The following is a 12,013-nucleotide window of genomic DNA, read 5'->3' on the forward strand; positions in this document are numbered from 1 at the left end:
CAAGTCACTCGGTTCGCTTTAATCTGCACGCGCTTCTCAAAAATCGACATTAAAATACCACCATCAACAGACTTTCAGCAAGTCGCTAATGGTGGTATTTATACAATTACTACATTAATGATTTAACTTAAGCTTCGACCGTTTCGCCAGCAGCTTCTTTAGCAGCAAAGGTCTTTTCTTCCTTAACCTTATCACGATCTAAGGCCTTGAAGAAGAAGTAGTAGATGGCACCATCAAGCACAATATTAACAATTTGTAATACCGCACCTGAGATGTGCATCGTTGCTAAGTAACCAGAGATAATTGGCGGCGTGGTCCAAGGAACCATGACCCCAACGGTCTTCGCAACTAAGCCCGTCGACATTGCAATGTAAGTCGTCGTAACATTAACTAACGGTGCCAAGATAAACGGAACGGCAATCCGATAGTTCATAACGATTGGCAACCCGAAGACAATTGGTTCATTGATATTGAACAATGCGGGTCCGATAACCAGCTTACCTAATGTCTTGAATTCGGCACTCTTGGCAACAAAGGCAATCATGAAAGCCAGTCCCAAGGTCGCACCGGAACCACCCATGTGGACAAAGTTGTCGAAGAATTGTTGTGTCACAACGTTTGGTAAAGCCTTACCAGCCTTAAGCGCTTCCGCATTTTGAGACATCGCAGCTAACCAGATTGGTTGCATGACCCCAGAAACCACGTTGGCACCGTGAATCCCGAAAATCCAAAGAATACATACAACGAATTCAGCAACCAAGGCCCCTGGTAACGTGTTACTCAACAAGCCTAATGGTTTAGCTAAGACGAATGAAATCACGTTAGGAATACTCTGCATTGGTGATGCTTCAACAGCCAACCGCAGTAACCACATCAAGAATAAGATGACGAAACCGGGTACTAAGGCTGCAAACGAGTTGCTAACTGCCGGTGGCACGCTATCAGGCATCTTAATCGTCCAATTGCGATGCACCATGAAAACGTAAAAATCAGTAATAAACAACCCAATCAGTAGCGCCGTGAATAACCCCGCCGAATCAAGTTGGGTTAATGGTACCCACAGTGCTCCTGCCTTATCGGTGTTTAATGGAATCGTTAAGAACCAAGCGCCTAACGAAACAATTGAGGCAGAGATTGGATCGACTTTATAACTCTTTGCCAAGTTATAAGAAATCCCAATAACCGCAATCAAGCCCATGATATGGAACGAGGCGTTAGTTGGATATTGGACGATCGTTGCCCAATTCGAACCAAAGGTATTGGCCATAAAGGTCTGATAACCCTTGATAGGGAATTGCGCAATGATCATGAAGACCGACCCGATAATAATCATTGGCACTGCCAATGTCATCCCATCACGTAAGGCAATTAAGTGACGAGAACCAGCAATCTTGCCAAAGAAAGGGACAAGTCGGTCATTAACAAAGCTCGACTTGTTATTGTTTTCGCTCATGTCGTGACCCCCTAAAATAATTTGTTGTGCATATTCATTTAACGAACATTCTCAAACAATCAGAATAATTTAAGTAAGCTAACGGTCAATTAATAGTTAACCGTTTACATAAAATTGAGTTCGTCCGTTACAAAGTAGTCCTGTCATCTGACATTTGTACCCATGAATACGCTTCCTACAAAATTCATTATACCTGTCATTCTCAAAATGTATACCCTTTCACTCTAAAATGGGTGTTGTTCCATCCATCGGAATTTGTTCCATTTTTAGAACATGTTCCAAAGATTGGTTTGAATTACCTTTACGTTAATGGCTGAATAATCATAGCTAATTGTTCCAGATAATAAACGACGGGCAACTGGGACAAGGTGCTACCACCACTGATTGCTTGAACTTCCGGGGTATCGTAAGTTAACACCACGTCCGCAATCCCAGCTAACGTCGAATGACTGCTAGCGGTAATAGCGACCACCTTCGCGCCACTCTGCCGATAATAAACGCTTTGTTCAATAATATCTTCAGACTCTCCAGATACTGAAAGTGCGAAAAAGACGGTATCCGATAAATCCTGTTGCTGAACCGGATGGGGCTGACTCGTATCACTAATCATCAAGCTATATAAACCAAAGTTAGCGAATAAATGGCTGCCATACGCGGCCAGGCCAGCACTCGTCCCTGACCCAATCAGTACGACCATTCGAGCTTGATGAACCAGTTCTGCGACCCGATGAAGTTTAGCCGTGATATCAGGTAAGTTCATGCGGTCAAAAAACGTCCGCATCGGTACAACTGTCTGAGCTAACGGTTGTGTGGCATCTTGCCGTAACTGTTCTTTTAATGTGAACTTAAATTCTGCGTAGCCATCATAGCCCATGTGCTTTAGAAAACGCAAAATAGTCGTTGCTGAGACGTGACTATGGTCGGCCAATTGTCGAATCGTCATAGTACTTACTTCAGCGGGATGACCCACAATATACTTATAAATTTCAATTTCCAAGCGGTTTAACTGCTGGACCTGATCGTACGAAAACATTGACTCACCCCGTCACTATTGATTAATTGGTCTATCATTAAATTAATATGACCATTAGAATTTATGGGAACAAATTCCGCTTATTGATCGCCCCACCGACCATCGATCTGCGGTTTGATCTCAAGATCCTGCATTTCCAAATCACAAGTTGCTACTGCGTCAGTTAATTTAGCCGTAAATTCGGCCGTTTTATATGGCGAATCAACGGACCACGTCTTAAAGTTGGGCGTTCGATTAATACGTCCTAACGCCGCAATCGCTGGTACTTCCTTCGGATCAACGGCGGGAGCCGACTTCTTTACATTGATGTTGTAACCATAATGACCACTATGATACAGTGCCTGCATGGCGTCACGAAAAAGTCCCATGTCACTCACTTACCTTCCATTTTCATAGTCCAATTTTAGCATAAGTCCGGTGACGCTTTCATTTAGTTCACACAAATCCATAAAAATAAGTCAAAATATCGGAAAAGCGTCATAATTATTCGCTATAATTAGACATAAACCAGGGTTATTGGGAGGAGCATAACATTGAAAAACACGATTTTAATTGTTGAGGATGAAGGCAGTCTATCTGGCTACTTGACTAAAGAACTACAATTTGAGGATTTCAACGTTTTGGTAGCGGCTAACGGTTTGGCAGCTATGGAAACCTACCAAGCGCATCAAAACGAGTTGCTCCTCATCCTGCTAGACTGGATGTTGCCAAAACTTGACGGTATGGAAGTTCTTCGCCGCATTCGCAAACACGATCAAGTACCAGTCATTATTATGACCGCTAGAGATTATGTCGGTGATAAAGTCGCCGGGTTAGATAATGGTGCCGACGACTATATCACCAAACCATTTGAAATCGAAGAATTATTGGCCCGAATCCGGGTTATCCAACGACGCATTGAAAATCAAGTTGAACCCAATCAAGTCTACCAACTGGATGATATCCAGCTAGATACCAAAGCCCACCGCGTTACTAACGGGCAGGAAGAAGTTACCTTAACTCACCGTGAATATGATTTGCTGCAATTCTTCCTCGCTCATCCCGACGAAGTCTTTACCCGTGATGACTTGCTTGACCAAGTCTGGGGCGCCGACTTTCTCGGTCAGCAAAATGTCGTTGACGTTTATGTCGGTTATTTACGTAATAAAATCACGACAAACGGCGCCTCCCCACTCATTCAAACAGTGCGCGGCGTCGGGTATAAACTAAGGGAGCCGATGTCTGATGCCCAAAAATAACACCACTCCGACCTATGAACAGCTGATCAATAAGGCCATCCGCCGACTAATGCTGACAATTACGTTGTTGGTTAGCTTGATCACCCTTCTGATGGTCGGCACTCAGCAAACAATCAATACGACTAGGGAAGCCCGTGACTTGATGAGCAGTCTTAACCAGGCGAATATCAAAGACGTCCCCAGTTTTATTCAATGGAACAATACGACGACACGCAATACGAAACAACCGGCATTTATCCGGGTAACCACCAAGAAAGCAACCTTGACGACCGCCACTAAAACGAAGCGGACGATCATCACTACCCCATCGTCCAAATCGTTTTTCACCAAGCAACAGACTAAGCTAGTAGGGCCGTTAGTCTACGTTCGCGGATTTGGTTTCTTCTTATCTTATAGTGAAAAAGATGGGCATAACACTTACCAACTATGGGTCAGCTTAAGGCGATTGTTCAACAGTCTGCTTATTTTGATTCTGCTCATGCTGGCTGTCACTTGTGCCGCCCTGGCATTGGGGACTTGGTGGGCCCATCGTTTAGCACTACGACTGAGTGACCCAACCATTAAACTGTTACACGCAACCAAGTACACATCGAACAATCCAGATAGCGACCAGCCCACCTTAGACGTGCCTGCTAGCCCCCGCGAGATCAACGACCTCGGTCGGGCCTTTAATGAACTATTGGTCACGCAAAATCAACGATTGCAGCATGAGCGTCAATTTATTTCTGATGCTTCACACGAACTGCGAACCCCGATTGCTGCGATTCGCGGTAATCTCAGTCTAATCAAGCGGCGGGGTGACGCCCACCCCGAAGTGATTCCAGAATCATTACAGTTTATTGATGAAGAATCACTAAGAATGCAACATCTGATTGAGAACCTACTTCACCTTTCACGAGCTGATCGCGCTAAGCTAGTCTTAACTGACCAAGACCTATCACTATTAATGTTGTCACTGGCTGAACATTACCAGCCATCAATTGATCAACCATTGACGCTCGCAATTGATCCGAACATCCACGTTCAAGGTAATGCGGAAATGTTACAACAAATCGTTGTGGCCTTACTCGATAATGCCCATAAATACTCGCCACATGATCAACCGATTACCTTGAGTTTGCACCAGACTGATCAAGCAGTCGAACTAGCTGTAGCCGACCATGGTGAGGGAATTCCAGACGACCAAAAACAGGCTGTCTTTCAGCGTTTTTACCGCGTTGATCAATCTCGGTCACAAGCAATCGAAGGCAGTGGCCTAGGCTTAGCAATCGTTCAACAGTTAGTCACATTGAATCAGGCCAACATTAAAATTACCGACAACCAGCCATCCGGGAGTATCTTTACGGTCAGCTGGCAACTATAGTAACAAGTACTATTATTTTCTAATAATTACTCTCATAAAAAAGCGAGTCACTAGAAAAATCTAGGACTCGCTTTTGGTCTTGTGCCACCCAATCACAAAGATACCTCCAAGACTATTCTGAATTGATATGCAGAAACTAATTATTACTAACCCATCTGCGTGGTTTTATGAGATTTCATACTCAAAATATCACCATCCAAATGCTCTATTTTTGCTTTTAAATATTGTTTTTCTATTTTAATTCGTGCCTCTTGTGCTTCTAGATCTCCGTTTAAACGTAACAGAAATTTTTTTAGTGCAACTGTATGTTCTAGTGTTACTTCTTCAGGACGGAAACTGTATTGCTGAATCTCTTTAATTGACGCGCCTAATTACCGGAGATGTACAATTCGGTTAACCATCTCTTGATCACTAGCCGAAAATTGTCGGATACCATTTTGATCACGCTTAATCGGACCAATTAGGCCAACACTTTCATAGTAACGTAGTGCATTATTCGACACACCATATTTCTGAGCGGTCGCCGTAATTGTAAACATACTCGTATCCTCCTAAATTTTGCTTGCGTTAGTGTAACACGAACTTGTTATACTTTCAAATGTTCAAAAAATAGGAGGTTGAATTTTTATCATGAAAACAACAACTCGTTCTTGGTTAGCAATGATTGTCATCGGTATTTTTACAATTATGGCTAATCTCGATGCATCAATCATTAATATCGCACTACCTATCATGTCAAAATCACTTGCGGTTCCAATTAGTCAGATCACATATACCGTGATGGGTTATATGGTCATTCTATCAGGCTTACTGGTAACATTCGGTAAACTTGGTGATATTTGGGGTAAAGGTAGAATCTTTACTTTAGGTATGTATAGCTTTACTATCGGCTCACTAATGGCCAGTGTCAACTTCGGCTTTGAGTTTCTACTATTGGCTCGTTTTGTGCAAGCAGTTGGCGCTGCCGCAACGCTTTCAAACAGCTATGGTTTAATTTCGGAACTGTTTGATAATCACACCCGGGGAACTGCCATGGGTATCAATACAATGTTTATTTCCGCTGGTTTTGTTGCCGGACCTGCCTTAGGTGGCTTTTTACTACAGCAGTTTGCTTGGAATGCTATTTTTATGATTAACATTCCACTTGGAATCATTGCCATTATTTTAGGCCACCTATTTCTTCCCAAAAATCATGGCCGGCAACAAGCCACTAAACTTGATGGTTGGGGCGCAGGGATTCTATTCATTATCATCACACTATTCTTTGTTGTATTAGAAGCAGGGCAGACTATTGGTTTCAGGCAGCCGCTAATTATCATTGGCTTCATTATCACATTAGCACTTACACTATACTTTATTTATTTGGAAAAGCATCGAAAAAATGCGCTATTACCACTATCCATTTTTAAGAATCGTACCTTCAGCTTAGCATTGCTAGTCGGAATGCTGATACCACTTATTAATGCACTGTTCAGCTTTATATTCCCACTCTATCTCCAAGATTATTTGAACTGGTCAGTTGGTACTACTGGAATATTAATGCTGATTTTTCCACTTATTATGGCTATTGCTGCCCCACTTGGTGGCTGGTTGAGTGATCTTTTCTCTCAACAGCTTGTTCTACTAACCGGCCTAGTCCTAATTATAATTACGCAAATTGGCTTCTTATTCCTAGATTCACATACTTCATTAACCCTCATTATTTCTTTGTTAATTTCCAACGGTATCGGCACTGGATTTTTCATTGCACCAAATAACACATTACTAATGTCAGTCGTCCCACAAAATCAGCTAGGAGTAGCGGGTTCTCTACAGTCTTTGGGAAATAATATTGGCAATATTTTAGGCGTCGCACTTGGTTCTCTTGCACTATTTACAACAATGAGCATCGATGCTGGATATCGAGTTAGTACTTACTTGCCAGCACATCCTGCTTGGTTTGCCCATGGTTTAACCTGGTCCTTTAGTGTTTCTCTTATTTGTGCTTTATTAGGCTTTGCCATTAGTATTATTAACCGCCCTGCACACTAAGCTAATTCATTTACAAACAAACTCTTAACAACCGTTTTAAGGACATTAACAGTCTTGAAACGGTTGTTAATTTAACTAGTACTTGATCCTGCCAAAGTATTACCTGCTCAGATTCAATTTTCATGGTATTTTTTATATTCTAAGTCTGAATCTAAGAATTTCTTAGATAAAGTTTATGGAAAGTCGATAGTTCCCACGGCGATATGCCGGTAAACTATAGTCATTCAATTAAACAAACCAACTTTAAAAATTAACTCATAAAAACAGAATGACTCACAACAACTAAGGAGCTATGTAGATATGTTATTAGATACTGATCCAAAAATTAAAAATATCACCGCTGTTCAATTGGTTAAGGTGACCTACCCACTGGTGATTGCGAAAACTGAAGAGGGCGAATTCGTTAAAGTCAAACTTAGTGATGAACAACTACAAGATCCATTATTCTGGGACACGTTAAAAAACATCCGCCGTTCGCAATTATGGGTCCCACTTGGTCGTCACTTCCATCAACTACTCTCTAACGACTGGTTAATGCCAGCTGCCCAATAATCATTCACTGACCGCCACCGATAATAACAACTAAAAGGAGTTCGATTATTATGAAAAACACATTCAAAAAACTAACCCTAACTTTAATGGCCGCCGGAACCCACTTTGCCACTTCCGTTTCCGCCTCTGCTGATACGACGACAACTAAGCCTGAGACAACGTCCACCACACTCGTCAATAAAGTCACTCGTGATACTAAACTCGCAACAGGTGCCACGACTAGCCAACCGAAACATGATTTAACACCGCAGCCAACTAAGCTTGTTGTTAAATCCACCCAAAATCAAGTGTTAGCAACCATTGACGCTAGTAGCCAGAGTATCACTAAGATGAAGTATCTCACTAACGCAAAGTAGTACTGCCACCCTTAATTTCCGCCCCGTCACTTAAACCCTTAAAGGAGGCCCCGCGATGAGTCAGCTGACTAAGGCCATTACCCGCCAATTACAACGTCAATATGCCGAACCAGTTCTGAAAGATCTAAATGGCAACTGGTATACCGGGGCCGATGTTTTAGAAGACCTCGCACTGTGTGAAACTAGTCTGCAACAACAGAACGTGCATGCCGGACAAGCCATTCTACTGAGCCCCGCACAAGTCGTAACGATTCCGGGATTGTTGCTTGCCAGCTGGCAATTGGGACTGACGGTCACCCTGACACCGCCTAGTCGCCAATTACCCGAGCTGGCGCCTCAAATCTACGCCGCCATGGTTTATTCCCCTAGTCAAACGAACCAGTTAGCAACCAAATTAGATCCCCATGAAATCAGCGTTTTAACGCTAATTCTCAATACGGCGCCTAATTTTGCTTACCTGGTTCACGACCACGCTCAACCGTTGACACGCCGCAGCCAACCGGACCTGATTCTACCAGCCAGTCAACTCCAGTTCACCCAGCCTCAACTACTTAAGATGGCTGAGCACGGTCAAACTAGCGCACACGTTCACGATTTATATAACCTTGAGACCGGATTGCTCCCCTGCCTCACGGACCTCATCACTGCGACCCCGTTTACCATCATACCAACTAAGCAAGACTGGCCATCCAAAGTCGGTTAATCGCCAATTACTGGTACGTATTAGCACTTGGCGCTTTGAATCGGTATCTTGCATTGCAGCTGTTTCCAAAACACAAAATGAGCTTTCCAGGAATTCTTTGCAATCCCTGGAAAGCTCATTTTAATGTTTGATTATTTAACCAGACCGATAGTCTGTAAAATAAGGTAAATGTTTAAGATGATTAGAATCACCGTCACGATCCAAGCCGTCCACTTAACCCAGACACGGTTGGTGAAGTTCCCCATCAGCGCCCGATTACTCGTGAACATGACTAGCGGAATCATGGCAAATGGTAACGCGATACTCAGGAAGACTTGCGACATCGTCAGCAGATCTTCAATTTTCGCTTCATTGCCATGATAATAAATCGCAAAAGCCAACACTGGTGTAACCGAGATTAACCGAGTTAGTAACCGTTGTGCCCAGAGTGGCATCTTCAAACGGATAAACCCTTCCATGATAATCTGACCAGATAACGTCCCCGTAATCGTAGAACTTTGACCAGAGGACAACAGCGCAATGGCAAAGAGCATACTGAGTAACGGACTCGCAATCGAGCCAACGACCTTACTATCGCCAAGTGCATTGTACAAGTCAACGAACCGGCCAAGATCCCCCTTAGTTCCAAAGAACAGTGCGGCGCCAAGAATTAATAGCAAACTATTAACAACGAACGCGACTGACAATTGAATATTGGAGTCGATTGTCGTGAACTTAACAGCCTTGGCAACTTCTTTTTCGTCACTCCGGTCAACTTGACGTGTTTGTGAGATTGATGATCCCAAGTACAAGTTATGCGGCATAACGGTTGCCCCAACAATTCCGAGTGCTAGAAATAGCATAGAACGGTTGCTGACAATCCGACTAGTTGGGACATACCCTTTTAACATTTCTGGAATATTAGGTTGTGAAATAATAACTTCATACAGGAAGACGAAGAGAATCACGGCAACCAGCGTTGCCACAATTGCTTCGATTTTCCGGAAACCAAGTTTCATTAATAATAACAGAATCAAGACATCGGCAGTGGTAATCAAAATACCGACAATTAATGGAAATCCGAATAATAACTTCAAAGCAATCCCAGAACCAATGATTTCAGCAACATCGGTCGCCATAATCGCTAGTTCAGTAATAATCCAGAGAAAAATCCCCATTCCTTTTGACGTTCGTTCCCGCGTCAATTGTGCTAAATCTTTACCCGTCACAATTCCCAGACGAGCGGCCATGGCTTGTAGCAACATGGCAATTAAACTTGATAACAGGATCACAGAAAGTAATGCATATTTGTACTGTGATCCACCTGCGATTGATGTGATCCAGTTCCCAGGATCCATGTACCCAACTGCAACTAGTGCACCCGGTCCAGTGTAGGCAATTAAAGTTCGCCAGAAGCTGGCATCCTTAGGTACCCGGACACTCCCATTGACTTCGTCCAAGCTCTTACTATCGGCACCCGTTGAATGAATCGCCTTTTCTTCGGCAGCTTTCATCTTAGCGTGATCCTTCGTTTTTGCTGATTTCATTATGAAACCCTCTCTTCTATTGGTTTAGAATTCAGGTTGTGGACTACTACGTGATCCTCAACAGTGCGTCCCCTTAATTGAGCACTCACTTTAATTCCAATTGGTAGTATAGCACCATTAACCTATTAGTCAACTATTATTAATTATTACTTTGGCATCCCTAAAGCTTGTTATGACGCGGTATTATCATCTTGTAAGGGGATTCTCCGTGGGCTCAAACCATTAACTAAAAAATCACTGAGATAGTGAATCAATTGCTCATCACTCAAATCATCCAGTTGTGGGTAGAGAACCTGTTCGACTAAATATCCCCCAATGGTTGAAAACACCAATTGTAAAATCATGCGATTCGGCCAATCAACTAATTCTCGAGCGGCTTTCAAGCGATCCATCGCTTCATTCGCCTGCGCCAAAATGCTAGGTAAGACCATCCCTAAGACGGCCGCTCGATCCTGAGCATTATTGAAAAATTGGGACAAAATGACGGCTAAGGAGGCTCGGTTACGTGTGACAAATGCGACCCGATCGCGCACAAGGGCGACAACAAATGCTTGCAAAGTCTGGTTAGGACTATCTAAAACTGCCTGGTCCAAAGTGTTCAACATCGTTGGCAAAATATTCTGCACAATCGGCTGCATAATGGCGTCCAGAATACCGTTCTTATTAACAAAATTATGAAATAAAGTTCCTTCAGCGACACCGGCCCGCTCTGCAATCTCCCGAGTGCCAACTTCTTCGTAACCTTTTTCTGCAAATAAGTCGAGCGCGGCGGCTAAAATTTGCCGTTGGGTCCGGGTAATACGACCATCCTTTCCCAATGAAGCCGCATAATAGGCCTGGATGGTTTCAATTTCACTCATGATGATAAGCTCCTTTTTTGCAGTAACTGCTCAATTTTGGCATTTACATCATAACTGATTTGGTCCCCCAAAACAACCATCTTTATAAAAGTTACATCATCAGCTTAACTAAACTCGTTAATTGCTTTTATAAGTGGATTTATTTATAATCATAGTAACCAATTAAGTTACAGGAAGTGATTATATGCGTGTTTCAACCCGCTTTAGCGACTCGATCCATTTACTAGCCTACATTAAAATTTACGCAGATACTAAATTAACAAGTGACGCCATTGCCCGCAGCATTGAAACTAGTCCAGTCGTTGTTCGCCGATTGATGAGCAAGCTTCGACAAGCCGGACTAATCACAACAACGCCCGGTACTGCTCAACCGGCACTCGCCAAACCTTTAAGTCAAATTTCACTGCTCAGCGTCTTCTACGCAATTGAGGGCGATAAGCCGCTACTCGCCGTCGATCCTAAGACCAATCCGGATTGTATTGTTGGTGGCAATATTCAAACCGTTCTGAAACAATACTATCAAGACGCGCAAACGGCGGCCGAAGCACGGTTAGCTAAGACTAGCTTACAAGACGTGGTCGATAATATTTTAGTGGAACAAGCAAAGAAAGATGCCCACAAATAAGCTGCCAGATTAGCTGACGGTGTACGATTGCGGAAGCCAGCGCGCATGTCGATACTAAAGTTATAATTCACCCTGCAAGCCACTCCGTTTAAATACAAACATGCTAGTATGTTTATGCCTAACTTAGACAAAAAATTGCACTTCAGAATCAACATCTGAAGCGCAATTTTTTTGTTGAATTATTTCATCTAGGGTCCGTCTTAAAACTACTTAAGTAAGATGCAAATTGAGGCAATGTAGACCGTAGCCAGATAAACATGAGCGAGCTTATCA

The 12,013-nt window shown here is 43.0% G+C and carries 13 protein-coding genes; 7 read left to right on the forward strand and 6 right to left on the reverse strand.

Annotation, left to right across the window (positions count from 1 at the left end; genetic code table 11):
• Positions 1 to 127: 127 nt before the first annotated feature.
• The 3 genes from celB to ACOV1R_RS12990 all read right to left on the reverse strand — a co-directional run bounded on the left by celB (position 128) and on the right by ACOV1R_RS12990 (position 2,854).
• Positions 128 to 1,453 (reverse strand): PTS cellobiose transporter subunit IIC, encoded by a 1,326-nt coding sequence (gene celB, locus ACOV1R_RS12980; protein ID WP_003641861.1) that lies wholly within the window; start codon positions 1,451 to 1,453, stop codon positions 128 to 130.
• 301 nt (positions 1,454 to 1,754) lie between these two features.
• On the reverse strand, positions 1,755 to 2,486 hold the full coding sequence (locus ACOV1R_RS12985; protein WP_003641860.1) for a MurR/RpiR family transcriptional regulator: 732 nt from the start codon (positions 2,484 to 2,486) through the stop codon (positions 1,755 to 1,757).
• Between the two features lie 80 nt (positions 2,487 to 2,566).
• Positions 2,567 to 2,854, reverse strand: coding sequence for a hypothetical protein (locus ACOV1R_RS12990; protein WP_003641859.1), 288 nt, complete (start codon positions 2,852 to 2,854; stop codon positions 2,567 to 2,569).
• Positions 2,855 to 3,019: 165 nt separating this feature from the next.
• On the opposite strand from ACOV1R_RS12990, the gene ACOV1R_RS12995 reads away from it, so the two are divergent.
• Both ACOV1R_RS12995 and ACOV1R_RS13000 read left to right on the forward strand, forming a co-directional pair.
• Positions 3,020 to 3,724 (forward strand): response regulator transcription factor, encoded by a 705-nt coding sequence (locus ACOV1R_RS12995; RefSeq protein WP_015379715.1) that lies wholly within the window; start codon positions 3,020 to 3,022, stop codon positions 3,722 to 3,724.
• Entirely contained in the window at positions 3,711 to 5,087 is a 1,377-nt protein-coding gene (locus ACOV1R_RS13000) for a sensor histidine kinase (RefSeq protein WP_003643713.1), read from the forward strand. The genes ACOV1R_RS12995 and ACOV1R_RS13000 overlap by 14 nt, the downstream gene beginning before the upstream one ends.
• Positions 5,088 to 5,458: 371 nt before the next feature.
• On the opposite strand, the gene ACOV1R_RS13005 is transcribed toward ACOV1R_RS13000, so the two are convergent.
• Positions 5,459 to 5,626: a MerR family transcriptional regulator gene (locus ACOV1R_RS13005; RefSeq protein WP_236039357.1), complete on the reverse strand. Its 168-nt coding sequence runs from the start codon at positions 5,624 to 5,626 to the stop codon at positions 5,459 to 5,461.
• A 91-nt stretch (positions 5,627 to 5,717) separates the two neighbouring features.
• Between ACOV1R_RS13005 and ACOV1R_RS13010 the strand changes: the two genes are divergently transcribed.
• The 4 genes from ACOV1R_RS13010 (at position 5,718) to ACOV1R_RS13025 (ending at position 8,729) form a co-directional block, all read left to right on the forward strand.
• Positions 5,718 to 7,118 carry an MFS transporter gene (locus tag ACOV1R_RS13010; protein WP_003641855.1) on the forward strand — a complete coding sequence of 467 codons (1,401 nt, stop codon included), beginning with the start codon at positions 5,718 to 5,720 and terminating at the stop codon, positions 7,116 to 7,118.
• 300 nt (positions 7,119 to 7,418) lie between these two features.
• On the forward strand, positions 7,419 to 7,670 hold the full coding sequence (locus ACOV1R_RS13015) for a hypothetical protein (RefSeq protein ID WP_003641854.1): 252 nt from the start codon (positions 7,419 to 7,421) through the stop codon (positions 7,668 to 7,670).
• Between the two features lie 50 nt (positions 7,671 to 7,720).
• Complete coding sequence (locus ACOV1R_RS13020) at positions 7,721 to 8,026, forward strand: hypothetical protein (protein WP_015379713.1); 306 nt, start codon at positions 7,721 to 7,723, stop codon at positions 8,024 to 8,026.
• Between the two features lie 55 nt (positions 8,027 to 8,081).
• Positions 8,082 to 8,729, forward strand: coding sequence for a hypothetical protein (locus ACOV1R_RS13025; protein ID WP_011100948.1), 648 nt, complete (start codon positions 8,082 to 8,084; stop codon positions 8,727 to 8,729).
• Between the two features lie 131 nt (positions 8,730 to 8,860).
• Here ACOV1R_RS13025 and ACOV1R_RS13030 read toward each other — a convergent pair whose 3' ends face one another.
• Positions 8,861 to 10,222 (reverse strand): Nramp family divalent metal transporter, encoded by a 1,362-nt coding sequence (locus ACOV1R_RS13030; protein ID WP_033608073.1) that lies wholly within the window; start codon positions 10,220 to 10,222, stop codon positions 8,861 to 8,863.
• 203 nt (positions 10,223 to 10,425) lie between these two features.
• On the reverse strand, positions 10,426 to 11,115 hold the full coding sequence (locus ACOV1R_RS13035; RefSeq protein ID WP_016511229.1) for a TetR/AcrR family transcriptional regulator: 690 nt from the start codon (positions 11,113 to 11,115) through the stop codon (positions 10,426 to 10,428).
• Between the two features lie 184 nt (positions 11,116 to 11,299).
• Between ACOV1R_RS13035 and ACOV1R_RS13040 the strand changes: the two genes are divergently transcribed.
• Complete coding sequence (locus ACOV1R_RS13040) at positions 11,300 to 11,740, forward strand: Rrf2 family transcriptional regulator (RefSeq protein WP_003641849.1); 441 nt, start codon at positions 11,300 to 11,302, stop codon at positions 11,738 to 11,740.
• The last annotated feature ends 273 nt before the right edge of the window (positions 11,741 to 12,013 follow it).

Source organism: Lactiplantibacillus sp. YT640 (assembly GCF_049745435.1).
GTDB classification, from domain to species: domain Bacteria; phylum Bacillota; class Bacilli; order Lactobacillales; family Lactobacillaceae; genus Lactiplantibacillus; species Lactiplantibacillus plantarum.

Bases quoted from the DNA above. Each gene is read 5' to 3' on its own strand.
- ACOV1R_RS13025 (WP_011100948.1), top strand. From the start codon at position 8,082: ATGAGTCAGCTGACTAAGGCCATTACCCGCCAATTACAACGTCAATAT.
- ACOV1R_RS12985 (WP_003641860.1), bottom strand. From the start codon at position 2,486: ATGTTTTCGTACGATCAGGTCCAGCAGTTAAACCGCTTGGAAATTGAA.
- ACOV1R_RS12990 (WP_003641859.1), bottom strand. From the start codon at position 2,854: ATGGGACTTTTTCGTGACGCCATGCAGGCACTGTATCATAGTGGTCAT.
- ACOV1R_RS13010 (WP_003641855.1), top strand. From the start codon at position 5,718: ATGAAAACAACAACTCGTTCTTGGTTAGCAATGATTGTCATCGGTATT.
- ACOV1R_RS13015 (WP_003641854.1), top strand. From the start codon at position 7,419: ATGTTATTAGATACTGATCCAAAAATTAAAAATATCACCGCTGTTCAA.
- ACOV1R_RS13040 (WP_003641849.1), top strand. From the start codon at position 11,300: ATGCGTGTTTCAACCCGCTTTAGCGACTCGATCCATTTACTAGCCTAC.
- ACOV1R_RS13000 (WP_003643713.1), top strand. From the start codon at position 3,711: ATGCCCAAAAATAACACCACTCCGACCTATGAACAGCTGATCAATAAG.
- ACOV1R_RS13030 (WP_033608073.1), bottom strand. From the start codon at position 10,222: ATGAAAGCTGCCGAAGAAAAGGCGATTCATTCAACGGGTGCCGATAGT.
- celB (WP_003641861.1), bottom strand. From the start codon at position 1,453: ATGAGCGAAAACAATAACAAGTCGAGCTTTGTTAATGACCGACTTGTC.
- ACOV1R_RS13005 (WP_236039357.1), bottom strand. From the start codon at position 5,626: ATGTTTACAATTACGGCGACCGCTCAGAAATATGGTGTGTCGAATAAT.
- ACOV1R_RS13035 (WP_016511229.1), bottom strand. From the start codon at position 11,115: ATGAGTGAAATTGAAACCATCCAGGCCTATTATGCGGCTTCATTGGGA.
- ACOV1R_RS13020 (WP_015379713.1), top strand. From the start codon at position 7,721: ATGAAAAACACATTCAAAAAACTAACCCTAACTTTAATGGCCGCCGGA.